Source organism: Pseudomonas atacamensis (assembly GCF_017167965.1).
Taxonomy (GTDB): domain Bacteria; phylum Pseudomonadota; class Gammaproteobacteria; order Pseudomonadales; family Pseudomonadaceae; genus Aquipseudomonas; species Aquipseudomonas atacamensis.
In genome coordinates this window covers 5,292,571-5,317,658 of sequence record NZ_CP070503.1, presented here as the reverse complement: position 1 = coordinate 5,317,658, position 25,088 = coordinate 5,292,571, and the positions used below count along the sequence as shown (strand labels likewise).

Annotated in this window: 26 protein-coding genes; 13 read left to right on the top strand and 13 right to left on the bottom strand. The window is 62.3% G+C overall.

Annotation, left to right across the window (positions count from 1 at the left end):
- The first annotated feature begins 110 nt into the window (after nucleotides 1-110).
- Together JWU58_RS24260 and JWU58_RS24255 are read left to right on the top strand one after the other, a co-directional pair.
- Nucleotides 111-1,457 carry a type VI secretion system Vgr family protein gene (locus tag JWU58_RS24260; protein ID WP_206421113.1) on the top strand — a complete coding sequence of 449 codons (1,347 nt, stop codon included), beginning with the start codon at nucleotides 111-113 and terminating at the stop codon, nucleotides 1,455-1,457.
- Nucleotides 1,454-2,245, top strand: coding sequence for a DUF4123 domain-containing protein (locus JWU58_RS24255; RefSeq protein WP_016771855.1), 792 nt, complete (start codon nucleotides 1,454-1,456; stop codon nucleotides 2,243-2,245). Before JWU58_RS24260 ends, JWU58_RS24255 begins: the two co-directional genes overlap by 4 nt.
- A 9-nt stretch (nucleotides 2,246-2,254) precedes the next feature.
- Here JWU58_RS24255 and JWU58_RS24250 read toward each other — a convergent pair whose 3' ends face one another.
- Nucleotides 2,255-3,604 carry an MATE family efflux transporter gene (locus tag JWU58_RS24250; protein WP_206421112.1) on the bottom strand — a complete coding sequence of 450 codons (1,350 nt, stop codon included), beginning with the start codon at nucleotides 3,602-3,604 and terminating at the stop codon, nucleotides 2,255-2,257.
- A 146-nt stretch (nucleotides 3,605-3,750) separates the two neighbouring features.
- The gene (locus JWU58_RS24245) at nucleotides 3,751-4,044 is read right to left on the bottom strand and encodes a hypothetical protein (protein ID WP_016771853.1); all 294 of its coding nucleotides are present in this window, start codon (nucleotides 4,042-4,044) and stop codon (nucleotides 3,751-3,753) included.
- Nucleotides 4,045-4,289: 245 nt separating this feature from the next.
- Here JWU58_RS24245 and JWU58_RS24240 point away from each other — a divergent pair, with 245 nt between their 5' ends.
- From JWU58_RS24240 to JWU58_RS24220, 5 genes are all read left to right on the top strand, one after another.
- On the top strand, nucleotides 4,290-4,592 hold the full coding sequence (locus JWU58_RS24240) for a MazG-like family protein (protein WP_206421111.1): 303 nt from the start codon (nucleotides 4,290-4,292) through the stop codon (nucleotides 4,590-4,592).
- Nucleotides 4,592-5,341, top strand: coding sequence for a methyltransferase domain-containing protein (locus JWU58_RS24235; RefSeq protein WP_024011431.1), 750 nt, complete (start codon nucleotides 4,592-4,594; stop codon nucleotides 5,339-5,341). Before JWU58_RS24240 ends, JWU58_RS24235 begins: the two co-directional genes overlap by 1 nt.
- A 12-nt stretch (nucleotides 5,342-5,353) precedes the next feature.
- Nucleotides 5,354-5,965 (top strand): DUF4136 domain-containing protein, encoded by a 612-nt coding sequence (locus JWU58_RS24230; RefSeq protein WP_206421110.1) that lies wholly within the window; start codon nucleotides 5,354-5,356, stop codon nucleotides 5,963-5,965.
- A gap of 41 nt (nucleotides 5,966-6,006) precedes the next feature.
- Entirely contained in the window at nucleotides 6,007-6,564 is a 558-nt protein-coding gene (locus tag JWU58_RS24225) for a DUF4136 domain-containing protein (RefSeq protein ID WP_016771849.1), read from the top strand.
- Between the two features lie 215 nt (nucleotides 6,565-6,779).
- The gene (locus JWU58_RS24220; protein ID WP_206421109.1) at nucleotides 6,780-8,777 is read left to right on the top strand and encodes a pilus assembly protein TadG-related protein; all 1,998 of its coding nucleotides are present in this window, start codon (nucleotides 6,780-6,782) and stop codon (nucleotides 8,775-8,777) included.
- Here the strand turns inward: JWU58_RS24220 and JWU58_RS24215 are convergent.
- Together JWU58_RS24215 and JWU58_RS24210 are read right to left on the bottom strand one after the other, a co-directional pair.
- The gene (locus JWU58_RS24215; RefSeq protein ID WP_206421108.1) at nucleotides 8,762-11,524 is read right to left on the bottom strand and encodes a PAS domain-containing sensor histidine kinase; all 2,763 of its coding nucleotides are present in this window, start codon (nucleotides 11,522-11,524) and stop codon (nucleotides 8,762-8,764) included. The genes JWU58_RS24220 and JWU58_RS24215 overlap by 16 nt on opposite strands.
- Entirely contained in the window at nucleotides 11,521-11,967 is a 447-nt protein-coding gene (locus JWU58_RS24210) for a TadE/TadG family type IV pilus assembly protein (RefSeq protein ID WP_206421107.1), read from the bottom strand. The genes JWU58_RS24215 and JWU58_RS24210 overlap by 4 nt, the downstream gene beginning before the upstream one ends.
- 75 nt (nucleotides 11,968-12,042) lie before the next feature.
- On the opposite strand from JWU58_RS24210, the gene JWU58_RS24205 reads away from it, so the two are divergent.
- The 3 genes from JWU58_RS24205 (at nucleotide 12,043) to JWU58_RS24195 (ending at nucleotide 14,621) form a co-directional block, all read left to right on the top strand.
- Nucleotides 12,043-12,513 carry an A24 family peptidase gene (locus JWU58_RS24205; protein WP_206421106.1) on the top strand — a complete coding sequence of 157 codons (471 nt, stop codon included), beginning with the start codon at nucleotides 12,043-12,045 and terminating at the stop codon, nucleotides 12,511-12,513.
- A gap of 106 nt (nucleotides 12,514-12,619) precedes the next feature.
- Nucleotides 12,620-13,399, top strand: a complete 780-nt coding sequence (locus JWU58_RS24200) for a response regulator (RefSeq protein ID WP_166554736.1) — start codon at nucleotides 12,620-12,622, stop codon at nucleotides 13,397-13,399.
- Nucleotides 13,400-14,258: 859 nt separating this feature from the next.
- Nucleotides 14,259-14,621 (top strand): DUF6124 family protein, encoded by a 363-nt coding sequence (locus JWU58_RS24195; protein ID WP_039763737.1) that lies wholly within the window; start codon nucleotides 14,259-14,261, stop codon nucleotides 14,619-14,621.
- A 110-nt stretch (nucleotides 14,622-14,731) separates the two neighbouring features.
- Here the strand turns inward: JWU58_RS24195 and JWU58_RS24190 are convergent, their stop codons facing one another.
- The 8 genes from JWU58_RS24190 to cpaB are packed head-to-tail and all read right to left on the bottom strand — an operon-like array spanning nucleotide 14,732 to nucleotide 22,179.
- The gene (locus tag JWU58_RS24190; RefSeq protein ID WP_024011439.1) at nucleotides 14,732-15,004 is read right to left on the bottom strand and encodes a DUF3613 domain-containing protein; all 273 of its coding nucleotides are present in this window, start codon (nucleotides 15,002-15,004) and stop codon (nucleotides 14,732-14,734) included.
- 9 nt (nucleotides 15,005-15,013) lie between these two features.
- Complete coding sequence (locus JWU58_RS24185) at nucleotides 15,014-15,736, bottom strand: tetratricopeptide repeat protein (RefSeq protein WP_016771841.1); 723 nt, start codon at nucleotides 15,734-15,736, stop codon at nucleotides 15,014-15,016.
- Between the two features lie 23 nt (nucleotides 15,737-15,759).
- Complete coding sequence (locus JWU58_RS24180) at nucleotides 15,760-16,644, bottom strand: type II secretion system F family protein (RefSeq protein ID WP_024011441.1); 885 nt, start codon at nucleotides 16,642-16,644, stop codon at nucleotides 15,760-15,762.
- Between the two features lies 1 nt (nucleotide 16,645).
- Nucleotides 16,646-17,530: a type II secretion system F family protein gene (locus JWU58_RS24175; RefSeq protein WP_024011442.1), complete on the bottom strand. Its 885-nt coding sequence runs from the start codon at nucleotides 17,528-17,530 to the stop codon at nucleotides 16,646-16,648.
- Between the two features lie 17 nt (nucleotides 17,531-17,547).
- Complete coding sequence (locus JWU58_RS24170; protein WP_024011443.1) at nucleotides 17,548-18,816, bottom strand: TadA family conjugal transfer-associated ATPase; 1,269 nt, start codon at nucleotides 18,814-18,816, stop codon at nucleotides 17,548-17,550.
- A complete protein-coding gene (locus JWU58_RS24165) occupies nucleotides 18,813-20,003 on the bottom strand; it encodes a CpaE/TadZ family protein (protein WP_206421105.1) in 1,191 nt (396 codons plus the stop codon). Before JWU58_RS24165 ends, JWU58_RS24170 begins: the two co-directional genes overlap by 4 nt.
- The gene (locus JWU58_RS24160) at nucleotides 20,000-21,217 is read right to left on the bottom strand and encodes a type II and III secretion system protein family protein (RefSeq protein WP_073471824.1); all 1,218 of its coding nucleotides are present in this window, start codon (nucleotides 21,215-21,217) and stop codon (nucleotides 20,000-20,002) included. The genes JWU58_RS24165 and JWU58_RS24160 overlap by 4 nt, the downstream gene beginning before the upstream one ends.
- A 20-nt stretch (nucleotides 21,218-21,237) precedes the next feature.
- Nucleotides 21,238-22,179, bottom strand: coding sequence for a Flp pilus assembly protein CpaB (gene cpaB, locus JWU58_RS24155; RefSeq protein WP_206421104.1), 942 nt, complete (start codon nucleotides 22,177-22,179; stop codon nucleotides 21,238-21,240).
- A gap of 329 nt (nucleotides 22,180-22,508) precedes the next feature.
- On the opposite strand from cpaB, the gene JWU58_RS24150 reads away from it, so the two are divergent.
- The 3 genes from JWU58_RS24150 to JWU58_RS24140 all read left to right on the top strand — a co-directional run bounded on the left by JWU58_RS24150 (nucleotide 22,509) and on the right by JWU58_RS24140 (nucleotide 23,528).
- The gene (locus JWU58_RS24150; protein WP_130911677.1) at nucleotides 22,509-22,724 is read left to right on the top strand and encodes a Flp family type IVb pilin; all 216 of its coding nucleotides are present in this window, start codon (nucleotides 22,509-22,511) and stop codon (nucleotides 22,722-22,724) included.
- Nucleotides 22,725-22,836: 112 nt separating this feature from the next.
- On the top strand, nucleotides 22,837-23,049 hold the full coding sequence (locus tag JWU58_RS24145) for a Flp family type IVb pilin (protein WP_110603764.1): 213 nt from the start codon (nucleotides 22,837-22,839) through the stop codon (nucleotides 23,047-23,049).
- Between the two features lie 71 nt (nucleotides 23,050-23,120).
- Entirely contained in the window at nucleotides 23,121-23,528 is a 408-nt protein-coding gene (locus tag JWU58_RS24140; RefSeq protein WP_206421103.1) for a response regulator, read from the top strand.
- Nucleotides 23,529-24,653: 1,125 nt separating this feature from the next.
- Here JWU58_RS24140 and JWU58_RS24135 read toward each other — a convergent pair.
- On the bottom strand, nucleotides 24,654-25,016 hold the full coding sequence (locus JWU58_RS24135; protein WP_041479635.1) for a DUF6124 family protein: 363 nt from the start codon (nucleotides 25,014-25,016) through the stop codon (nucleotides 24,654-24,656).
- Nucleotides 25,017-25,088: the final 72 nt, after the last annotated feature.

Here is a 25,088-nt window from a genome sequence, read left to right as displayed (position 1 = left end):
CATCTGGTCTGCTTTTCGCGTAGGTCATTTCCTAAGTTGTACTTCGCCTCTCTACTCGGCCATGCCTCTCGGCGAGAATCCCCGGCCGCCCCTCCTGTAGAGATCCGCCCATGTTCGATCCAGTCAACGAGCCGTCGTTTCGTCTCGATGTAGCGGGCCTGTCCGACCCCTTCGAAGTTCTCGCCTTTACCGGAAGGGAAGCGCTCAGCGAACCCTTCGCCTTCGAGATCGATGTGGTGATCGACGATCCGCATCTGGATCTCGCCGGCCTGCTGCACCGTTCCGCGTTCCTGTGTTTCGGCGCGCCCGACCAGGGTGTGCACGGGCAATTGCACAGCCTTGTCCAGCACGAGCACGGCCATGGCTTGCGTTTGTGCCGAGTACGTCTCGGGCCGAGGCTCGACTGCCTCGACCTGCGTTTGAGCCAGCGCATCTTCAGCGGCCGCTGCGTGCCGCAGATCATCGAACAGGTGCTGCGCGAACATGGCATCGTCGGCCTGCAACGACGTTACGAGTTGCACAGCGACTACCCGGCCCGCACCTTCTGCACGCAATACCGCGAATCCGATCTGCAACTGCTTCAGCGTCTGTGCGCAGAGGCGCGCATTCACTACTACTTCGAACATCACCGCGACAGGCACTGCCTGGTGTTCGGCGACGATCCGACGCGGATGCCCCATGCAGACGTCGCGCACTATCAGGGCGAGCATGACCAGCATGGCGTCGCTCCAGCCGTCCGCCAATGGCGACTGCGGGAAGACTCGCAGGCCAGCCAGCGAGGACCCGATGCCGAAGGCCACAGCGATCTGCCGGCCTTGCGCAGTGGTCAGTGGTTGCCGCTGGACGGCCATCCTTTCCTCGAATGCAACCGCCCATGGCTGCTGACCCGCATCGAGCACCGTGCCGATCAATCTCTCGAATCGCCCTATTGCAATCGCCTGTTCGCGGCCGCGCGGGTACCCGTCTGTGTGCCCGCCGCTGCGCAGTCCAAGCAGCGCATGCACAGCTTGCAGCGTGCCTGGGTGGTCAGCGTCGATGAGCCGCAGCCGGATCGCGCGCGGCCGGTGGCGGTGCAATTCGACTGGCTCTACCAGGGCGAAGGCGCAGCGCCGAGCCATTGCTGGCTGCCCCTCGCGCCTGACCTGAACGAGCTGCCCTCGGCGGCACTCGCCGATGGCGTGGAAGTGGTGGTGAGTTTTCTTGAGGGCGATCCCGATCAGCCGGTGGTCAGTGGCGTGCTCCAGCCCTCGGTGTTGCCAGAGGCTGCGGTCGAGGACGATGAACCGGTATCGCTCCCCGAACTGCTGGTGAGCGATGGGTTGCAGCAATTGTTGCACTCTGGCGAGCCGTTGCTGTTGCTGTGCCTGATGCCGGGCGGTGGCAGCTTCAACCACTGCGCCGAGTCCGTGTGCAGTTGCCGGCTGCTCACCGCGCTCGATCAGAGCAGCGCACGATGAGCGGCGCGGCGCTTGAGCCCATGGCGCAATGGCTGTTGCTCGACACCCCGGACGCGGCACGTGCCCTGCTGACCTTGCGCCAGGGCTTTGCCGATGTGCAGCGGCACCGGTTGTTCGACGGCACCGAATTTCAACCGGTCAGTGAGCACGGCCCGGTCCTCGTCGATTTGCGCGAGAGTCCGGCATTGACCGCCCTGTGTCTACGCGACCCGGACACCTGGCGCGGCCTGTTGCTGAGCTGCGAGATACCGGCGCAGCAGCTGCTCAGCCATTTGCAGCGCATGCTCACCGTCTCGTTCGGTTTGAATCATCGGGCCTTGCTCAGCTATTACAACCGCCAGACCGCCAGTTATTTCTTCGACGCCTGTGACGCCACGCAGCTGAGTCGCTGGCTCGGGCCGATCCGCCAGTTGCGCTGGTTTGGCGGCACCTGGGCGGACCGCGCCATCGGCAGTCAGGGCTGGCAACAGCTGCGCAATCCCGGTCTGCTCGTCGAACCTTTGGGCATCGAAGAAAGCCTGACCCGGCGCCAGCGCGAACGCTTGCAAACCTGTCTGCTGGAGCAGCACATCTGGCGCTGGTGCCAGTCTCTGAGGGTTGATTACCAGACGATTGCTGTGCATGTGCAACAAGGTCTGGCGCTGGGTTTCAGTGACCGTGCCGTGCTGGATGGCTGGCTGTGGCTGCGCCTGCTCAATCCGCGCGCCGTGCTGGTCGTGCCGCCGGCCGGACTGACCCAACCGGAACGGCTCGACTTTCTGCGTCGGCAGTGGGGCGCGGCGGACTGACTTTTCTGATCAGTGAGCCTTGCCGCTGAACCAGCCATCGCTGCGCTTGAGCCACAAGGCTTGCGCGCCAAGGGTCACGCTGCGCAAGACCATGAACAGCAGAAAAGATATCCACAAGCCGTGATTGCCCAGCGCTTGCAAGAACCAGGCGAATGGCAGGAGCAGCAACACTGTAAGCAGCATGCCGTTGCGCATTTCCCGCGCACGGGTGGCGCCGATGAACAAACCGTCGAGCAGGTAACTCCACACCGCAATCAACGGCAGCACGGCGAGGTAGGGCAGATAGACGAATGCGGTGTCGCGCACGCTCTGAATGTCGGTCTGCATCTCGATGAACAGGTGCCCGGCGAGCAGAAACAGCCCAGCGAATCCGAGGCTGGCGATCAGCGACCAGCCGCCGGCCACCACCAGCGATCGACGCAATGCCAGGCGATCCCGCGCGCCGATGGCATGGCCGCACAAGGCTTCAACGGCGTGCGCCAGTCCGTCCAGTGCGTGGGCCGTCAGCAGCAAGCCGTTGAGCAGCAGCGCATTGGCCGCCACAGTCGCATCGCCGAGCCGCGCGCCCTGTACGGTGATCAGGAAGAACACCGATTGCAGGGCGAGGCTGCGGATGAAAATGTCACGGTTGACCGCCAGCAGCGGGCGCCAGCTCTGCCAGACTTTCAGCGCCGACCAGATGATCTGCCCCGGATAGGCGCGCAACGCCGTGCGCGTCAGCCACAGGCCGAGCAGGGCGCCGCTCCATTCGGCGATTACCGAAGCGCGCGCCGAGCCGACCACGCCCCAGTCAAGGCCGATGACAAACCACAGATTGAGCACAATGTTGATCAGGTTGGTGCTCAGCAGAATCGCCAGCGGCGCCCGCGCGTTCTGCGTGCCGAGGAACCAGCCGACCAGCGCATACGTCGCCAGCGCTGCGGGCAAGCCGAACAGGCGCGTGTGGAAAAACTCCCGGGTCAGCTGATCCAGTTCAGCCGACGGTTGCATGAAGTGCAGGGCAACGCCACTGAGCGGCACGCCAAGAGTGCCGAGCACGACGGCCAGCCCCATCGCCAGCAGCAGGCCCTGCAAGAGAATCTGCCGCAACGCCGCGCCATCGCTGCGCCCGGCAGCCTGGGCGGCAAAACCGGTGGTGCCCATGCGCAGAAAACCCATCGCCCAGGCGAGAAAGGTGTACAGACTGGCGCCGACCGCCACCGCGCCCAATTGATGGGCATGCGGCAAGTGACCGATGACAGTGCTGTCGACCAGCGCCACCAGCGGCACGGAGATATTGGAAAGAATCATCGGCGCGGCGAGCGCCCAGACCTTGCGGTGAGTCGGGCGGTCGCGCCAGTCGGAAATCAGAGAGGACATGCAGGCTCCTTGGGGGAGCGGGGATTGTAGCGAGTCATGCCATTCAATGTGGGAGCGAGCCTGCTCGCGAAGACTGACCGACCGTGAAGATTTCGGCTGTGCCGGCCATTCGCGAGCAGGCTCGCTCCCACAGGGTGGCGGTGGTGTTAATGGATGATCCAGCTCAACAACCACAACCCCAGCAGCAACCAGATGATCCCGGCAATGATCGACGCATTCATGAACGCCCGGATCGCCGACCACAGCAGCATCAGGCCAACGATCAGCGCGATGATGCTGATGATCGAGGTGTCCATCCCCAGCGTTTGCGCCAGGCCATCGACAAAGTTGCTGCCGGCATTGCTGAGCATATTGAACAGGCCGCTGAGGCCGTCGACGATAAAACGGATGACCGAACCGAGTGCCTGGCCGAGCCATTCGAAAAAGCTTTCTACACGCATGTGTGCATCCCTGATGAAAGAGCTGAGCCTTGGGCCACGCCGAGGGCGGCCGAGTTCCCTGCATGATAGAAGGTTTGCCCGGATCATGTGTGGGAGCGAGCTTGCTCGCGAAGGCGGCGTGTCAGGCAAATCCGGTCTGGATGATCCACCGCCTTCGCGAGCAGGCTCGCCCCCACAATTGATCATCTGCGCTGCTTGCCTTCAGCCCGCATCCCCCCGAAGCTATGCGTCTTCAGGAGAGCCCGATGAACCTTGTAGAACTGACCGAACGCCTGCACGCCATTCGCGACCGCAATGACTGGCGGCAATTTCACAGCCCGAAAAACCTCGCCATGGCCGCCAGCGTCGAAATGGCCGAGCTGGTGGAAATCTTCCAGTGGCTGACAGAGGACCAGTCGCGCCAGTTGTCGGCGGAAAAACTGGCCCATGCCGGGCAGGAAATCGGCGACATCGTCCTGTATCTGTTGCTGCTGTGCAGCGAACTGGGTCTGGACATGAATGAAGTGGTGCGCGCCAAGCTCGCCGACAGCGAACGGCGGTTCAGCTGATGAGCGACCGTCATTTCGATCAGTTGGCCACGCGTTTCGCCGAAAAAATCTACGGCGGCGCCAAAGGCGCGATTCGCCTCGCGGTATTACAGGCCGATCTGACCGAGGCCTTGCCGGATCGTCCGCTGCGCGTGCTGGATATCGGCGGGGGCCTGGGGCATATGTCGCTGTGGCTGGCCGAGCGCGGCCATGACGTCACCTTCACCGAGCCGGCCGAACCGATGCTCGAGGGCGCGCGCCAGCGTTTTGCCGAAGCCGGACACACCGCGACATTCATACAGGCGCCGTGGCAGGAACTGCCCGGTCAGCTCACCGAGCCCTACGATCTGGTGATCTGCCACGCCGTACTGGAATGGCTCGCCGAACCCCATGCGATCCTGCCGGTGCTGCATCAACTGACCAAGCCCGGCGGCTGGCTGTCGCTGGCGTTCTACAACCGTGATGCGCTGATTTATCGCAATCTGCTCAAGGGCCATTTCAAGAAAATGCGCAAGAACGTCATGGCCGGCGAGAAGCAGAGCCTGACCCCGCAGCAGCCTCTCGACCCACGGGAATTGGCAACGCAACTCGCCGGTATGTGGCAGGTCGAAAGTCAGAGCGGCGTACGGGTATTTCACGATTACATGCCGGTGGAATTCCAGGCCCGCGCCGAACTGGCGGACTTGCTGGAAATGGAACTCGCGCACCGTCGTCACCCAGGCTTCGCCGGGCTTGGGCGTTACTTGCACTGGATCTGCCGGCCGATCTGAGCGGAGCGTGACATGAAAGCTCGATGCGGGTTATTGCTGATAAGTCTGGGGTTGGCCGCTTGCCAAGGCAGCAACCCCTACGTGGCCCAGTCACGGCCGTTGCCGCCGGCACCGCCGCAAGCCGCCACCACCTTCGACCGCAGCGCCTACCCGGCACCGCCGCGTGATTACGGGCGCTACCGCAATTGGGCCTGGCGCGACGGGCAGTTGCCGCCGGGCACGGCGTGGGCTGACTCGGCGCAAGTGGCCGAGGCGGTCAGCAACGCCCTCGACCAACGCGGCTTGCGGCCGATGCGCGACAACCGCCCGGCCGACCTGCTGGTCAGCGCCGATCTGCGTCTGGAAACCCGTTTGCGCCAGGTTCGCGACGACTACGGCTACTACGGCGGATACGGCGGCTATGATCGTTATGGTCGCGGTTACGGCATGTACAACAGCGTGCCGATCGTGCGCACCTATCAAGAGCAGGTCGTGGTGGTGCGGGTCGATCTGTTCGATGCCGGCAGTGGTCAGCCAGTGTGGAGCGCCAGCGCCGAGACCGGTACCCAGGGCAATCAGATCGAACGCGCCGATGCGATCCGCGAGGCTGTGGAAAAAGCCATGGCGGCGTATCCTCCCAGCTGACGTCGTGTCAGCAGGTTCATGTCTTCACCCGGAGAAAAATCATGTTCCGCCGTCTCGCTCTACTCGCTGTTGCCGCGCTGCTCAGTGCCTGCGCCGCCAATCAGGTCAATCACGATTTCGACGCCAGCCGCGACTTTGCCGCTTATCGCAGCTGGAGCTGGAAAGACCCGGCCCTGCAATATCGCCCCGATGATCCGCGCATCAAAAGCGACCTGACCGAACAGCGCATCCGCCAGGCGGTGGCCGATCAACTCGATCAGCGCGGTTTGCGCCCGGCTGCCGGCGGCGGCAAGGGTGATCTGAGCGTGCAGACCTACCTGATCGTCGAGGACCGGCAGCAGCAGGTGACAACCAATTACGGCGGCGGTTGGGGCGGCCCGTGGAACGGCTACTGGGGCGCGCCGATGTACAACGAAACGCGCAACATCACCTACAAGGTCGCGACCATTCAGATCGACCTGCTCGACGGCAAGGACGGCAAACTGGTCTGGCGTGGCAGCGATGAGCAAATGCTCAGCAACCGCCCGAATCCGGCTGACCGCAGCAATGCCATTCGCGAGACCGTCGCAAGGATCCTGGCCAACTATCCACCGCGTTGAATGAACGGCCCTTTTCCCGCCCGGACGCAAATCCCCTGTAGGAGCTGCCGAAGGCTGCGATCTTTTGATTTTCAGAGGCAAGATCAAAGGATCGCAGCCTTCGGCAGCTCCTACGGTGGTTTGCCATGCCAACAGCGCATTGTCGGCAGCCGCGTCTACACTCATTTTCACCAACGGAGGTAGCGCTCGGCACTGCGCCGGCAAAGGAGTGCGCCATGTCGCCAGGATCGCAAGGCAACGGCCCGGCCCGGCAACGCGGGGCGATCGGCTTGATGGCGGCCGCCACCCTGAGTCTGGCGCTGGTGATGATGTTGCTGGTGGTCGACAGCGGTCGCCTGTACATGGAACAGCGCAAATTACAGCGGGTGGTGGATACCGCCGCCCTCGAAGCGGTCAGTCGCGGCGGCAATTGCCTGCCCGGGCTGACCGCCGCCAGTTATGCCGGGCAAAGTGCGCTGCGCAATGGTTACGTGGTGGATGCCGCCAATACGCTCGTCACCACCTGCGGCACACTGGCCACCGCTGCCAGCGGTTTGCGCAGTTTCACCGTCGATGCCACGCAATCAAGCGCAGTCAAGGTCGCCGCCAGTCGTACGGTCACCAGCAGTTTTGCTGGCGGCGTGCAGGCGTTGTTCAGCGCCACGCCGGTCAGCCTCAATACCACGCTCAATGCTTCGGCAGTTGCCGCGAAACCGCAGCCGACCGTCGCCCAACTGAACATTCGCAGCACCCTCGCCAGCATCGACACGGCGCAGTCGAACATCCTCAATCCGCTGTTTTCCGGGTTGCTCGGCGGCAACGTCAACCTCACGGCGGTAGGCTGGGACGGTCTGCTGCACACCGATATCAACCTGCTCAAATACCTCGATCAACTGGCGATCGACCTCAACGTCGGTGCCGGCAATTACACGCAGTTGCTCAATACCCAAGCGACGGTGACGCAGTTGATCCAGGCCGCCGCGACAGTGGTGCAACTCAACGGTGCGACCGCGCAAGTGGTCACCGCGCTGGGCCAGTTGCAGGCCGCCGCCATCAATGCGGCGCCGGTCAGACTCGGCGAGATCCTGCAACTGCAGACCGGCACGACGGCGGCGGGGCTGGATGCCAATCTGCAATTGCTGCAACTGGTGCAGGGCGTGGTGCAACTGGCCAACAGCAAGAGCGCGGTGGCGGCGACCTTGCCGGTCAACGTGCTGGGGCTGGCCGGTGTCACCGTACGGGTGAAGGTGATCGAACCGCCGCAGTTCTCGGCGATTGGTGATCCGGCGCGGGCCAAGGCCGATCCGTTGGGACCGGACCGGATTTATGTGCGCACTGCGCAGGTGCGCACGCTGTTGTCGGTGAATCTGCCGGTGTTGACGGGAGTCGTAGGGCTGACGAACGCGGTATCAGGGCTGGTCGGTATGCTAACGCCGACGCTCAATGCGCTGTTGAGCCTGAATCTGGTGGACACAATCAATTCAGTGTTCTGCCTGTTGGGCGCCGGCTGCCAACAGCTCGATCCGAAGCTGCTGCCCTCACCGCAGATCGACATCGCGCTGGATGCCGGCGGGGCGAAAAGCTATGTCACCGATTATCGCTGCCCGACCGGCGACAGCGGCAGCAAAAGCCTGACTGCCGCCACCACAACCTCTCTCGCTGATCTCAAACTCGGCAAGATCGATCCCGTCGCAGCGTTCTCTTCAGTCGCTGCACCGACGGTGGCGCCGTTGCCGCTGGTCGATCTCGGCATCATCACCTGCCACAGGATTCTCGGCATCGGCAGTTGCGATGCCGCCTCCCACGTGCAATACGGCGCGGGCGGCATCGCCCTCAAACTCGACACCAGCGTCGCGCAGACCACGCAGAATCTGCTGTTCTCCAGCACCACACCCTTCGCCACCCCGGCCAATCTGAAACTGCCGCCCAGCGTGCTACCGGCCGCGCCGACCAGTAACATCGTCGGCAGCCTGGCGAACACCCTGTCGGGCATCAACCTGATCGTCTACAAACCCGTGGGCAGCAACCCGCTGGGCGCTGTCGTCACCGGTGTGGCTTCGTTGATCAGCGACGTCAGCAACCGCTTGTTGCCGGTGGTCACCGGTTTGATCAGCCCCTTGCTCGACCCGTTGTTGAACAATCTGCTCAAAGGCTTGGGCATCAATCTGATGAACACCGAGGTGGGCGCCAACATGACCTGCGGGCAGACCGGCAAGGCCTATCTGGTGATCTGATCATCCGTGGCAATCGGCAATTCGATGCAGAACCGTGCGCCCTCTGTGGAGTTGCGCACGCTCAATTGCCCGCCCATGTTGGCGATGATGCCGTAGCTCACCGACAAGCCCAGACCAGTGCCGACGCCAATCGGCTTGGTGGTGAAGAACGGCTCGAAGATCCGCTCCAGCAAACGCGGATCGATACCGCCGCCATTGTCCTCGACCCACAACCGCACGCTTTCCTCGTCACGCTCGGCGTAGATCGAAATCCACGGCTTGAACGCTGAGTCGTTGTCGCGTTTGCTGAGCAAGGCGTCGCGGGCGTTGACCATCAGGTTGATCAGCACCTGCTCCAACTGATCGACGTAGCCGCGCACCTGCGCCTCGAAGCCGGTCTCGCTGATGCGCAGATCGACACCTTTGCCGCGCATGCCTTCGGCCAGTAGCGACAGGGTGCCTTCGATGGCCTGGGCCGGGTTGAACAACTGTTGTTCGATTTCCGAGCGCCGGCCGAACACACGCATGTGGTCAACCACCTTCGCTGCGCGTTGGACCTGAGCGTCGATGCGGTTGAGTTTGTCGGTCAGATAATCGACCTGCACCTCACCGTTGCCGAGGCGCTTGAGCACGTTGATGATGGCCATGCGCATCACGTTCAGCGGTTGATTGATCTCGTGGGCAAGGCCGGTGGCCATTTCGCCGAGGGTGGCCATTTTCGCGCTTTGGGTGAGTTGCTGTTGCGAGCGGCGCACCTCGGTGTTGTCGCGGCCCACCGCTTGCACTTCGATCAACTGTCCCTGCTCATCGAACACGCCGCGATCCGACCAGACCCACCAGGCGTGTTCGCGTCCGGGCAATTGCAGGCTGATTTCCGCTGTACTCACTGGCTGTTGCGGGGTCAGTTGGCTCAGGCGCTGCACAAAAGCGCCGCGCTGTTCTTCGGACATCCAGCCACCCAGATCAACCCCGGGCAGTTGTTCCGGGGTGCATTCCAGATAAGTCGCCAAGGGTCGGTTGCCAAAGATCAGCGTCAGGTCCGGGCGATAACGGCAGATCATCGCCGGCGAGTCCTCGACCAGAATCCGATAGCGCTCTTCGCTTTGCCGCACCTGCTCGGCGGCAAGCGTCGCGTCGGTGACGTCCAGCCACAGGCCCACCGCCTCGACCGGCAGGCCGAGATCGTTGCGCAGCAGTTTTGCCTCATCGAGCAGCCAGTGGTACTCGCCACGGTTGTCGCGCAGGCGATAACGCGCGCGCACCGAGCCTTCGCGCAGCAGCTGGCGGTTGCGCTGGAAATACAGTTCACGGTCGTCTGGATGCACGCGCTCGACCAGCGCTGTCGTGTCGCAATCTTCCAGCGTCCAGCCCAGCAAGGGTTGCAGGCTGGCGCTGAAAAACGCCGGGATCAGCGCGCCTTCTGCATAGCGCTGCACGTAGATCACCGCCGGTGAACTGGCAATCAGATTATCCAGCCGCGCATGGGCGGCAGCGGCGCGCTGTTGTTGATTCTGGATGTCGCTGATGTCGAGCATGAACCCGACCAGACGCCGATGCTCACCGGTGCCGCTGACCTGGCCCTGAACCCGATACCACGGCGCTGCTGCGCCGACCTCCGCGCGGTGCAGACGCACGCTCAGGGTCAGCGCTTCTCCTTGAAGTTGCAGGGCGCGCAGGCGGCTGCGCAACTCGGCGCGATCGGCGGGATGAAACAGCGACAGCCAGTCTTCTACCGGCAGCAGGCGATCGCTGAGATTCAGTGCCGAGGCCAGCGTCGGCGCCAGTGCAATCTGCTCTTCGGCACTGATTTCCCACCAGCCGGTGCCGAGCAGGTTTTGCAGGGAATCAAGACGCTCCATCGATTGCACATGGCGCTGCTCACGCAAGCGGCTGAGCAGCGGCCCGGCCAGCGCACCGGCCAGGGTCAGCCAGTCGCGATCGGTCAGCCATGGCGCCACGTTGTCGACCGTATAAAACCCGCAGAGCAGCCACGCGACCACGCCCTGGTCATTGCTGTAGGGCACGGCGAAACCGTTGGCGTTGCCGAACGTGGCCTGCAATCGCGAATGTTCATAGCGGCCCTGCGGGCCGGCGAGGCGTTGCGGCGCGCTGCCGTTGAGGCTGTCCAGCGGCGTGCCCAGCGGCTGGCCGTCCTCCCACAGTTGCGGGGCATCGTGGCCGCGAAACTGTTGATGAATCTGCCAGCCCTGGGCCTGTTCATCCAGCAACGCCACGGCGAGGCAGGGGATGTGCCAGCGCTGGGCGATGGCCTGCAATTGTTCGCCAAGCACCGTTGGCAGACGCGTCAGGCTGCACGTGCGCAGACGATCGCTGACCTGCGCGGCGAGGGTCTGGCAGGCGTCGCGGTCGCGCGCTTGCTGACGTTCGAGCAACAGGTCGGCGATGTCGAGCATCTGCAGTTGCCAGCCATCGTTTAGTGGCTGCACCCAGCCGCGAAGGTGCAGGGGCTGATCATTCAAGCCAGTGAAATCCAGATCGAGTGATTGCCCGTGCCAGTCTCGCGGCTGACCTTCGATGCTCAACAGGCTATGCGGCAGCAGATAGGCGCGGAGCGGCAGCGGCTGACCCTGAGGTTTGTGCTGGGCGAGCAAATGCCGCAGCGGGCCGGCGATCTGCAACACGGCGCCGTTGCCATCCAGATAAAAATGCAGGCCGATCGGCGGCGCGCCGAGATGGTCCGGCAAGTCGTGGGCTGCGATGGGGGCGCGCTTGAGCAAGCGCCCGAAAAGCTTATCGCCGGCGGTCAAAATTGCAGGCTCGAGCGTGCGGTCAGGTGCGTCGGCAGATTGGGCACCGTGCCGATCCCGGGCAGCACCAGAAACGGCATGATCTGATTGAGCTTGCTCACGGGGTAATTGACGCTGACGGTCAGGGTGCCAGTCCCCGCGTCGTAGGCCGCACTGGTGTCGGTGCCGACCACCAGATTCAAGGCCGAAGGCAGCCATTGCAGTTGCTGGGTCAGCGCGGCATTGGCGGTGTTGACCACCACCGTCGAATAGTTCGGCGTGGTCGGGTCCACCGCAACGCCGCGGCGCACCGCCTCAGCGGTGGCCTGGTTGAACGATTGCATCATCACGAAGGGCAGGCCGTAGCTGACCAACCCGTAAAACACTGCGAAAAAGATGATGAACACCAAGGCGAATTCGATCGCCACCGCACCTTTTTGCGACCTGCGAAAGCCGTTTTTCATGCGTGCGTCTACCCTGACAGTCACTGCGTAGTATCAGCATAGAATCAATCAGGCAAAACGGACGGCTTTCAGCGGATGCAGATTTCCCTTGTTCTGATCTGGCTGGCGATCTGCGCCGCCCAAGATGCCCGGCAGCGGCGAATTTCCAATGCTTTGACGTTAGGCGTCGGCGCGCTGGCGTTGGTCTGGTTGTTGGCGACTGGCACTACTTGGCTGGGCGCCGACGCGGCGCAAGGTGGCTGGGGCTGCCTGATCGCTTTGCTGCTGACGCTGCCGGGTTATTTCCTCGGCCGCATGGGCGCCGGCGATGTGAAATTAATGACAGCCCTGGGTCTTGCGACGAACGGCATATTCGTCCTCGGCGCGTTTATCGGCGCGGGCGTGGCCAGCGTGCTGTGGCTGCTGCTCGCGCCAAAAGTCTGGCCTCATATGCGTCAAGGGCTTAGAGCGCATCTGCGTCATCTCGCCCCGGACAAGTCAAAAAAGCTGCCATTTGCGCCGTTCGTGTGGGTAGGTGTAGTGCTTTCGCTGTACTGGATCATCTGATCGCGGGGTGCCACTAGTCCTATGTACATAGTCGGAAAGTGGGTCTACTTTCAATTCAGGCGAATACGCCACCAAAGTGCAGGAATCGTCAGCGTTGGCCGAGCAAATGGAGTGGTTCGTGAACAAGCCTAATTCGGTAAAAATCCTCGTGGTCGATGATCAGCCGCTGATCGTCGAAGAACTCTGTGAGTTTCTCGAGAGCAGTGGCTACCGTTGCGTGCCGTGCGACTCGAGTCTTGAAGCCATCGAGCTGTTCCGGGCGGACCCGGACATCGGTCTGGTGCTGAGTGATTTGCACATGCCGGACATGGACGGCATCGAGTTGATCCAGGCGTTGCAGCGGCTGGCCGGCAAGCAGCGGGTGTTCGAGGCGATCATGCTCACCGGGCGCGCTGACAAGCAGGATGTGATCAAGGCGTTGCGCGCGGGGATTGCCGATTACTATCAGAAGCCGATCGATCTGGCAGAGTTGCTTGAGGGGGTGCAGCGCCAGGAACTGGCATTGCAGGAACGGCAGAAGAATCTGCATCTGGGGCATTTGAATCAGAAGTTGCAGTTTTTGTCCGAGTCGATTGATGACCTTTATCAGGATCTGGACAAGGTGCGGCGCTCGCCCGTGCCGGTGGTGAGTGATGGTGAGCCTGAGTCCGTGGAGATGCCGGCGGTGTTCAGTCAATTGTCGCCCCGGCAGTTGGATGTGGCGCGGTTGGTGGGCAAGGGGCAGACCAATTATCAGATTGCCTGTGAGTTGGGGATTACCGAGAACACGGTGAAGTTGTATGTGTCGCAGGTGTTGCGGTTGACGCATATGCATAATCGGACGCAGTTGGCTTTGGCGCTTTCTCCTGGTAGTTCGGCGGGGCGGCAGCGCGTTACGGCTCATTAATCGGTGAATATCCGTTGCTGCGGTAACGGCTTCTTAGGGTTTCGCCCTTACGGCGAGTCCCTTTTGGCAAACGCCCCAAAAGGAACCAAAAGGTCTTCGCCCTGACGTTCGGCCCGCTCGCTGGGGCTCGGGGTTCCTTCGCTCCGGGATCGATCCTGGCGCAGCGGCTACGGTTTGCTTCGCTGCACCTCCTTCCGCTGTGTACGACTGCGTCGTACGGTCGCTGCGCTCCCACGCCCGGATCAATCCCTCCACTCAGCCTGCCGACGGGCTCCCAGATCAAGATCAAAAGCTACTCGAGCTTGCGCTCATTGTTGAGTGGTGCGGCTTCGCCGCGGGCAGCTGCGCTGCTTTTGCTTTCTGTGGGAGCGAGCCTGCTCGCGAAGGCGGCCTGACAGCCGACCTGTTCTTAATTGGTACGCGATCCAACTGTAAGAGCTGCCGAAGGCTGCGATCTTTGCTTTTGCTTTTGCTGTTCTGTAGGAGTGAGCCTGCTCGCGATGAGGCCAGTCGGTCCGCCGATAACTCGAAGTCGTTTAAATCTGTTTCAAAATAACCAGAACCTTCCCACAAGGTTTTCAGGTTGTCCGTCGGACGTCGGGTCACTAGTCTCTGGCTGTCGTCGAATCTTCGGCGATCGGGTGTGAGAACCCTGCTACTTATGGTCATCCAGTATCTGTGCACGCATAATCGCCGCCAGCTTGTCCGCTGTCTGCAATGTGTCATGGCGGCTGTGTGCGGGCAGACTTCGGTCTGGCCGGGTGTCCATAACCGGTATTCTCACCCCGCATACAGTTGCCACCATTTGCCCCGTGAGAATGGCATTGGGTCGCACCGCAGATTTTGGAGAGCCGTTTCAATGGACAAACTGATCCCAGACCCACCCCCATCCCCCGCCACCCCGCTCGAAGACGCCATGCGCGCCGACGATCTTGTGAAAAACCGCGAAGCGATAAAACGCGCGCTGGATTTCTATCTCTGCCCCGAACCTGCAAAACCGCACCCGCCCAGCACGCTGTTCATGGTGGTGCCCAATGTCGATACCGAAAGCCTGTTGGCGCATGCCTGTGAGTCGCTGGCGTCAGCGAGTGCGATGGCGAGTAATTTCGCTGGCGAGTTGAGCGGGTTTCAGCGCAGCACGGCGTTGGCGATTCAGCAGATTGTCATGCTGGCCGAGCTAGCCGTGAATCGAGCGCTGGATCGGGTTGATCCGCAGACCTGACCTGCGACGGCGTTATCGTTCTTCGCGAGCAGGCTCGCTCCCACCGAAAGCACGCGGTCGACTGTGGGAGCGAGCCTGCTCGCGAAGGGGCCTTCAAGGGCACCACCAAACTAATTCTTGCTCTCGATCTTCCCGCCCGCATCCGGATCATAAAAATCCGGGATCTCGTACTGGTATTTCTTCAGCCAGCGCTGCATCGCCAGTTCGCGTTCAGTGGCGGTGGCGCTTTGGGGTTTGGGTGAGGCGGCTTTGTTGCGGCTTTGCAGGACCAGCCAGCCTTCGGTTTCCTGTTGTTGCGCTGAAGCAGGGCCGGTGTCGATGGCGTGGGCGGTGAGGGGCAGGGTGAGCAGGGTCAGGTAGCACAGGCCTTTGCGGATGGTCATGGCTGTCTCCTATTCGAGCGTCGGCGGTAGGGGGTCGATGAAGGCGGCGACGCGGTCGCCGGGTGCGGCTTTGGCGTGGGCCGGGGCTTTGAGTTTTTCCGCGCGTTGCTGCGCTTCGGTGAATTGTTCCGGGGTCAGTTTCGAGCGGCTGACGATTTCCGCAGCTTGGGGCCAGTCGTTCTGGTAGAGCAGCAGGGTGACCATGTTCAGCGTCGCCAGTTGATTGTTCTGGCTCAGCTCGATGGCGGTGAGGAATTCGAATTTCGCTTCGTTGAGGCGAAGTTGGTTGAGGTAGACCACGCCGAGGTCATTGCGGATTTTTTCGTCGGTGGGCGCCAGGCGCGCGGCGCGTTGCAGGTGGGCCTGGGCCTGGCCGTTGTCGCCACGGGCGGCGTAGACCTGGCCCAGGCCATGTTCGGCCTGGGCGGTGAGGCAGCCGCCGAGCAGGCTGCGGTAGAGCGGCTCGGCTTCGCTGCGGCCGAGCAGGCGATAGACCTTGGCTTTGCGCAGGCGCACTTCGCTGAGGTTGTCCGGCAGGCTTTGCAGGTTGGCGAGGCTGGCGTGGAGCTTGCCGTCGCTGGCCAGATCATCGGCGAGGTTCAGCGACAGCTCCTGCTCCGACGTGAGTTTGCTGCAGCTGGACGGCGACAGCAGCGAGGTCCACGGCGCCTGGCCATCCGTAGCGCAGCCGCTGAGCAGCAACAGACTTGCCATGACTATCAGTACTTTCATCAAACGCTCTCCATGAGCCAAGGTCAGTTTGCGAAGGCGCGGGCAATGGCGGTGAAGCCCGGGCCGGCCAGTACGATCAGCAGGGCGGGAAACAGAAACAGCATCATCACCACCGACATCTTCGCCGACATCTTCGAGATGTATTCCTGCAGCCGCGTCAGGCGTCGGTCATCGAGTAATTGCTTGAGCGCCAGCAGTGATTTCATCGCGCCGCCGCCCTGATGGATCAGTTGCTGGAGGATCACGCAGGTGTCGGTGAATTCGTCCACCGCGAGCATCACCGCGGTCTTGTTCAGCTCTTGGCCCAGCTCCAGACCGGAGTCGACGCGGCTGAGGATCAGGCGCAGTTCGCTGGTCAGCTCCGGCAGCAGTTTCTGCGCTTCGACGCTGAGCACGCGCAGGGCTTGTTCAACCGCCATGCCGGATTCGAAGAGGATGCGCAGCAGCGGAATGAACGTGGAGATTTCCACAGCGATGGTTTTCTGCCGGCGGGCGGCGGCGTAGGCGAGCAGGCGTTTGGGCAGTAGATAGCCGCCGCCCGCAGCGAACATCGGCGCCATCCAGCGGTGGCTGGTCTGTGGAAAAAACACTTCCTGCAAAAAGATCGCCAGCCCCAGAGCGAGCAGCGGAGTGCCGATCTGGCAGGCGGCGAAGAGCGCGCGTTCGTTGGCGCGGCGCCAGCCGAGGCGGCCGAGCAGGGTCTGGGTTTCGCTGTCGATGCTCACCGAGCCCCGGCCGAAACGGCTGTTGCCCAGCGCGCGCAGCCAGTGGCCGAAGCGGTTCTCCCGGACCAATTGGCCGTGCAAGCGCTGATGCACCTGTCGCACGCGGCGGCGCTCGGTGAGCAGGTGATTGCCCAGCAATAACAGCGAACCGAGGAACAATAACAGCGCGGCGAGCCAGACCATTTCAAACGCTCCGCAACATGCGCCACAGCGCCAGACTGCCCAGCACCTGCAACGCGGCGGCGCTGAGCAGCATGGTCTGGCCGCTTTCGTCGTGCCACATGCCGAGCATGTAGCCGGGGTTGGTCAGCATGAAGTAGCTCACCAGAATCAGCGGCAGCAAACCCAAAACCCAAGCGGTCATGCGCGTTTCCCCGGTCAGCGCGCGCAACTGCCGCGCGCCCTGGTCGCGCTCGCGGATCAGTTTGATCAGATTCTCCAGCAGCTCACTGGCATTGCCGCCGTAGCGATGATTGACCTTCAGGCCGAGGGCGAACATGCGCAATTCGTCCTGCTCGTAGAGTTCGGCAAAGTCGCTGACGGCGTCAGGCAAGTTCACCCCCAGTTGCACGTTGCGCTGTACCCGGCCCATGGCCGCTTTCAAGGGATCTTCACTGGCCTCGATGCCGCCCAGCACCGCATCGCTCAGCGTGCGCCCGGACTTGAGACTGCGCACGGTGTGGTCGAGCAATTGCGGCAGTTGTTCGATCATGCGGCGGATCCGCCGTCGGTAGCGAATGGCGATGTACAGCCGCAACGCCACGGGCGGGACGAGCAACATGATCAGCAAACCAACCCAGCTCCCGAGCAGAAATCCCAGGCCCATGGCCGCCGCCCACAGGCTCAGCCACAGACCGAAACGCTCGCTCGGCCGACCCAGTCCTGCACGCAGAAACATGCGCTCCAATCCCACCCATTTCGTCTGTTCCACGGCCAATTGCGGTTGTCCCGCGGCGAGTCGATTGAGGACTTTTTCCGTCGCGGTCTTGCGCAGGCCTTGCAGGAACAGATAGATCGACAGCCCCAGCAGCATCAGGCAAATGGCGATGAGAATGATCGGTCCCAGCATCTGCATGCTCCTCGCCGTCAGCCCAGGTGAGCGTCGTGGCGCAGCTTGTCGCCGGCCGGGTTGACCGCTTCGCGGACAAAGCCAAAGCCCGTGCGGCGGTCGAGGCGGAACAGGGTGTTGGTGACGTAGACGTCCTCGCGGATGCCGACCACTTCCACCACTTCACTGACGCAGCGCCGGCCATCGGGCATGCGCGTCAGTTGAATGATCACGTCGAGGGCGGCGCAGATCATCTGACGCAGGGTGCGTTCGGCGATCGAGCGCCCGGTCAGGCCGACCAGCGTCTCCAGTCGCAGCAACGCGTCCTGGGCATTGTTGGCGTGCACGGTGCTCATCGAACCATCGTGGCCGGTGTTCATCGCGGTGAGCACGTCGACCACTTCGACGCCTCGGATCTCGCCAAGAATGATCCGGTCGGGACGCATGCGCAGGGCGTTGCGAATCAGGTCGCTGGCCTTGACCTCGCCATGCCCCTCGGCATTCGGCGGACGGGTTTCCAGACGCACCACATGCGGATGGCCGAGTTGCAATTCGGCGACGTCTTCGATGGTCACCAGCCGCTCGTGCGGGTTGATCAACTGGCTGAGGATGTTCAGCAGCGTGGTCTTGCCGGTGCCGGTGCCGCCACTGATCAGGATGTTGCAGCGCCTGCCCACGGCGTTCTGCAGGAATTCGAAAATTGCCAGATCGATGGTCTGCATCGCCATCAGGTCGGTGCTCTTGAGCATGTCCTTGCGGAACTTGCGGATCGACAGGCACGGGCCGTCGAGGGCGATCGGCGGGATGATCGCGTTGACCCGGCTGCCATCGGGCAGGCGCGCATCGACCATCGGCGAGGACTCATCGAGGCGGCGCCCGAGCGGCGCAAGGATGCGTTGCATGACCCGCTCGACGTGATGCGCATCGATAAAACGCAGATCGCTTTGATGCAGTACGCCGTCGCGCTCGATGAACACCCGGTGCGGGCCGTTGACCAGAATTTCCGTCACCGACGGGTCACGCAGCAGGACTTCCAGTGGGCCGAAACCGGTGAGCTCGTCGACGATTTCCTCGCCCAGGCGCTCCATCTCGTAGCGCGAAATCGCCAGGTGCAAACGCGCGATGTATTCGGCGACCTTGTCGGTGACGAACTGCGCCAGTTGCTGGCGCGAACCTTCCAGCAGGTTTTTCCCCGACTCCTCGATGGCGTCGATGATGTAGCGGTGCAGGACCAGTTTCAGGCCTTCGTGATCGCTGTTGCCGATCGCTCCGCGTGGCGTCGCGCCAAAGAGTTTTTCTGCGCTCATGAGTGACCTCGCAGACGATCAAACCAGGTGACTTTTGGTTTGCTCAAGCCTTCGGAACGCTTGGCCAAACGTTCGCCGAGGGCGCGCAGGCTCTGGGTGAGTTTCTCTCGCGGCGCCAGTTCGAACAGACTCACGCCCTGGTTTTTCGCGTTCAGGCGCACATCGGGACTGAACGCCAGCACGGCGATGACTTCCAGATTGAAGGTCTTGCCCAGGGTCTCGGCATCCGGCGCGACGTTGCTCAGATAACGATCGATCAGCAAGCGCCCGTGCTCGAGTTTCATGCCTTTCTCACGCCATTGATTGAGCACGGCGAGGTTGCGTCGGCAGTTGAGGACGTTCTGGTCGGTGTACCACAGCAGTTTGTCGCAATGGCTGACGAAGGTGCGCAACGCTTCACTGTCGGCCTGCCCGGTGAGATTCACGACAATGTGCTGAAAGTGCTGGCGCAAGGCGCTGAGGAGCATGTACAGCTCGGCGGCGCTGGTGGTTTCCAGCGGTTCGTCAGTGTTGGCATAGGCAAGAATGCGCAGGCCGTGGTCGGCGCTGGTGAATGCGCTGTCGATCAGCGTCGCGTCGAGGCGGCGCAAATGACGCAGGGCATCGCCGAAGTGAAACGAACTCTCCAGACCCAACAGCGCCAGACTATCGCCACGCGGCAGACCGAGGTCGAGCAGCAGGGTTTGCTGGCCGCTTTTCTGCACGACCATGGCCATGTGATTGGCGATCAAGGCGCCGTCCGACGCGCCTTGCACACCGTACAGAACGGTGAGGCCGCCGAGCTGGGTGCTAGGTGTAACGGCCGGCAGACGCTTACTCAGGCGCCGCACCAGTCCGGCGACTTCGCTGGAACGCGAGCCATAGGCGACAAAATCCCGTGCGCCGGCGCGCATCGCATTGAGCACCAGCTGATTGTCCATGCCGTCGCCGAGAGCAACGATCGCCAGCATCGGCTTGGCTTCCAGCGCACCTTCGATCAGCGCGCTCTGCGCGACGACGTGCTCGCGGTCGAGACCGACGAAGACCAGATTGGCGAACGTTACATCGACCAGTGCGAGCAATTCGTCGAGGCTGCCGGCACCGGCGCTGACCACCTGGCCGAGCGGCGCGAGGGCGCCTTGCAGCCATTCCAGATCGGTGCTGTTGCGGGTAATGGCGAGGAAGGTCTGACTGAGATTCTGGTTCATTGCGACAACCCGCTGCGCTTGTCGAAGTTGCCGTTCTCGAGGAAGAACATGCGATAGAAATTCGGGTCGTAATTGCGCAGTTTCTCCCCCGGCAACGACGGCAGTCGCGCGTCCGCCGCCAATGGCTGGACCAGGTGCGGGGTGACGATCATCAGCAGTTCGCGCTCTTCGCGCTTGATCTGCGAACCCTTGAAGAACGCGCCGAGGATGGGAATGTCGCCCAGACCGGGAAACTTGTTCACTTGCGAGCTGTTGGTGGTGCTGATCAAACCGCTGATGACGAAACTTTCGCCATCACCCAGTGACACGCTGGTATCGGTGCGGCGGATGGTCAGCGCCGGAACGGTGGTGCCGGCGATGTTCACCGCGTTGGCAAAATCCAGTTCGCTGACCTCCGGGGCGACTTTCAAGGCGATGCGGTCGCGGCCGATGATGGTCGGCGTCAGGGTCAGGCGGATGCCAAACTCCTTGTACTCGATCGACACGCTGTCGCTGCCGGAACTGGGCACCGGAATCGGGATTTCCCCGCCGGCCAGGAAGCTTGCACTCTGCCCGTTCAGTGCCACCAGACTTGGTCGCGCCAGGGTGTAGGCGAAGCCGCTGGTTTCCAGGGCGTTGATGATCGCCATGGTCTTGCCGCCGACCCAGGAGAAATTGAACAGCGAGTTATCCACCGGCAGGCGCGGCTGCGGCACGCCGTCGATCGGTGGCAGCGTGCCGGGCGAACCGAACAGGAAATTGCCGCGCGTGCCGATCAGCGACGCCGTGGCTTCCTTGAGTTTTGTGCGGCTGACTTCGACGAAACGGATGTCGGTCTGCACCTGCGATGGCAGGGTCGGATCGTCCGACGGCACGCTGCTGGTCAGCGCCGTGGTCGCCGCGCCCTGGACGAAGACCATGGCTTGTTGCGGCTGCGCCGAGCAGGCCGTCCAGACCATCAGGCTGGTCGCGCCGGGGCCGACGCCCGTGAGCAAAAAGGACGAACCGCCATTGGCATGCACGTCGGCAATTTTCGGATCGCCCACTGCCAGCCGAGTGATTGCCACCGGTGACTGCATGTCCTGCTGGAAGCCTTCACCGATCTCGATCACCGAGGGCAGGCGCGGCAGTGCCGAGCAATTGCCCACCGCCGCGAGGGCGGTATCCATCGTCAATCCCAACAACAGCAAGGCCCGGAGCGCCGGTTTCAATGTCGGTCTGAGTCGACTCTGCATGCACGTGAATCCTTGCGCAGTCATGGGGTTTGTTGGCTGATCTGGTTGCCGCGAATGATTTCCACCGCAGGCCTGGGCGCCGCGCCGGCACTGGCGGTGGCAGGGGCTCTTTGGGCGCTGCCCAGGGCGAGTTGAGTGAACTGGAAGAGCTGGCTGTTGGCGCGATCCAGATGCGCGGGTGATTGCGCTTCGCCGGCCCAGTATTTCGCCAGCCGCTGTTCTTCGCTGCTGCGCACCGCGAGACGCAAGGTGCCGACTTGAGTGGCAAGCATCAGGCGGCTGAGCAGTTGTTCCGGCACCGCCAGCACCACGGTGCGTGCGGCGATGCGGCGCTGGTCCTGTTTGATTTTTTCTTCGGCGCTGAGGCTGGGCGTCGCCGGTTGGCCGTCGTTGGTCAGTCCGTACTGATCACCGATCCCGAGCACGCGCAGGGCCGGAACGGCGATCTGCGCCGACTGCTGCAGATTGCTCGCGTCCTCGCGCAGATACAGCAGCACATCGACGTAATCCCCCGGCAGCAACTGCCCGGCGCCACCGATCACTTCATCGACGGCCACGGTCAGTGCGCGCTCGTCGCGGCGAATCATCCGTGCCAACGCACCGCCAGCCTGGAAGCTTTCGTCATTGAGCCAGGTGCCGGCGCTGAGGTGGCGCCAAGGCGTGCGGCCGACTGCTTGTTCAATACTGGTCAGGCTGCCGGCCGGCGCGCTGCGCAGTTTTTCCACGGTCACATCGGCGGCGCTCAACGGCGTGAACGGCGGGACATCGTGGAGCAGCACTACTACCGGTTGGCGGGTCTGGTCTTCGGCAATCGCGACAGTCTGTTCAATGCTGACTGCTGGGGCGACGGGCGCCTCGGCGACCGGGGCCGGCTGACGACTGAGCACCAGCCCCCAGTAACCGACAAAAACCGCGCCGAGCAACAGCAATGCGGCTAGGCCCATGGTGACGCGACTGTTCATGACGGCTCTCCCTTTCCTGCTGCACAACCGACGGCATCTGCTTGTGAAGGGCTTACTCATTCGGCAGCTATGAACATGCAACTATTTCGCTATTTCCAAGCTAGCTGATCCAAGCAAAAGCGCCATTAATGACAGGCAAATAACCCACCAAAAGTATGAGTCCTGGCCAATTTACGGCAGGAAGTGGCCGAGACACATTGGCATTAATGCTTTGTGATTAATGCGTTCTTACAGTTGTTGGGTGGGGGTTTGTTGACAATGCTCAAGTGGCCCGGTGGAACCTTGCCGCGGTGGTGATGTCGGCGCCAGAGGCGCGAAGGAGTGGAGCTATGTTTGGTGTAACTTTCGATTATCTGCTCGCCAGGGCTCGCGCGTTTGCCCGCAGCGAAGAGGGTGCTTCAGCGATTGAGTATGCGATTGTGGTGGCGATGGTGGCAGTTGTTGTCGTCGTGTTCGTGACGCCGATCGGCGCGAAGGTACTCGCGATATTCAACTCGGTACTGACCTCGCTGGGCGGTACAGCGCAAGTGCGTCCGACCACTTGATGGCTATCTCTTCTTCCTGTTCGGTGTCTGTGCGTAAGTGACAGGTGCGCCCAGGCATTGACAGGACCTCCGTTTGCCAGCGTCCGACCATGTCGGCGCGAGGAGAATGTCCATGCTGCTTGATTATTTGCTGACGCGGGTTCGAGCATTTCTGGCTAGCAGTGACGGTGCCTCTGCCATCGAATATGCGATTGTCGTGGCGATGGTTGCCGTGGTGGTTGTGGTGTTTGTGACACCGGTTGGCGCGAAGGTACTGGCGATTTTCAACAGTATCCTGGTGTCGCTCGGTGGCACCGCGCAGACGGCTCCGGTGCAGACGCCCTGATTGAAGTGCCGGTCGCGTCTGGCCAACGGCGCGCTACACTGAGATTTACTTTCAGTATTTCGGGGCTGCCCATGAATTCTCCCTCGCTGCCGCGCCAACAGTTGCTTCTGGTTGACGATGAAGAAGACGCGTTGCTGGAGTTGGCGGAGTTGCTGGAGGGGGAGGGGTTTGTCTGTCATACCGCGACGTCTGTGAAGCTCGCGCTGCATCATCTGACCCGGCATCCGGATATTGCTCTGGTGATTACTGATCTGCGTATGCCGGAGGAGTCGGGCATGTCGTTGATCAGGCGGTTGCGTGAGCATACGTCGCGGGAGCATTTGCCGGTGATTGTGATGTCGGGGCATGCGGATATGGAGGATGTCAGCGATATGTTGCGGTTGCAGGTGCTGGATCTGTTTCGCAAGCCGATTTATCACGTCAGGTTGTTGGAGACCCTGGATAATCTGTTTCCCAAGCCTCGGGTTCAGGCTGGGTGAACTCGGCGGCCTTTGGGCCGACCGTGTTCTTGGGGGGTGGGTGAATATCCGTTGCTGCGGGTGTTACGGCTGGCGGTTTCGCCCTTACGGCGAGTCACCTTTTTCAAACGCCAAAAAGGTAACCGAAAAGGCTTGCTCCTACGTTCGGCCCTCGCAGGCTCGGGTTCCTTCGCTCCGGGACTGATCCGGGCGCAGCGGCTACGGTTTGCTTCGCTGCACCTCCTTCCGCTGTGTCTGGCTGCGCCAGACGGTCGCTGCGCTCCCACGCGCGGATCAATCCCTCCACTCAGCCTTCCGACGTCGCCGGTGGATCAAGATCAAGAGCACTCGAGCTTGCGCTCATTGTTGAGTGGTGCGGCTTCGCCGCGGGCAGCTGCGCTGCTTTGCTTTTGCTTTTGTGGGAGCGAGCCTGCTCGCGAAGGCGGCCAGCCAGCCGACCTGTTTCTCGCTGATGTACTCGATTCAAACTGTGGGAGCGAGCTTGCTCGCGAAGGCGGCCTGCCTGCCAACCTGTTTCTCACTGAACGCACCCGATCAAACTGTGGGAGCGAGCCTGCTCGCGAAAGCGGCCTGCCAGCCGACCTGTTTCTCCCTGATGTACTCGATTCAAACTGTGGGAGCGAGCCTGCTCGCGAAGGCGGCCTGCCTGCCGACCTGTTTCTCACTGAACGCACCCGATCAAACTGTGGGAGCGAGCCTGCTCGCGAAAGCGGCCTGCCAGCCGACCCATTTCTTCCTGATGTACATCAATCCTGTGGGAGCTGGCTTGCCAGCGAAGGCAGCCTGCCAGCCAACCTGTTTCTCACTGAACGCACCCGATCAAACTGTGGGAGCGAGCCTGCTCGCGATAGCGGCCTGCCAGCCAACCATTTTCTTCCTGGACGTACATCAATCCTGTGGGAGCTGGCTTGCCAGCGAAGGCGGTCAGCCAGCCAACCTGTTTCTCACTGAACGCACCCGATCAAACTGTGGGAGCGAGCCTGCTCGCGAAGGCGCCCTGCCAGCCAACCCATTCCTGCCTGATGTACATCAATCCTGTGGGAGCTGGCTTGCCAGCGAAGGCGGCCAGTCAGCCAGCAACGCTCTGCCTGACTCACCACCTGCGCAATCAACCTCTTGCTCTTGTCACTCCGGCACAAGCCTGTCCAGTACGCGGTTGACCGCCAGTTCGCCCAGCATGATCACTTGCTGTATTCCCAACAGGGAGCTGCGCTGTGGTCCATCGATAAATCCGGCGAGGTCGCTGGCCATGATGCTTGCCGAGGCCAGTGATTCGCAGGCATGGACCAACAGGGTTTCGTTGTCCGCAGCCGGGTCGACGATGAACAGGGTGCTGGGTTTGCGCGGTGCGGCAGGGTCTTTGATGAGGCGGGGGTTGAGGTAGTAATCGATGGCGCGGTCGGCGGCTTCCTTGAGTTTTTGCGCTTCGACGAGCGGGTCGGCGAAAGTCGGATCGGCAAGGGGTGGATCGGGCGTTATCTTTTTCACGGGCTCAGTCTCCTGATGGAGTAGGGCCGCAACCCGTTCGCGACTAAACGAAAGGGAGGCAGCTGCACGCAG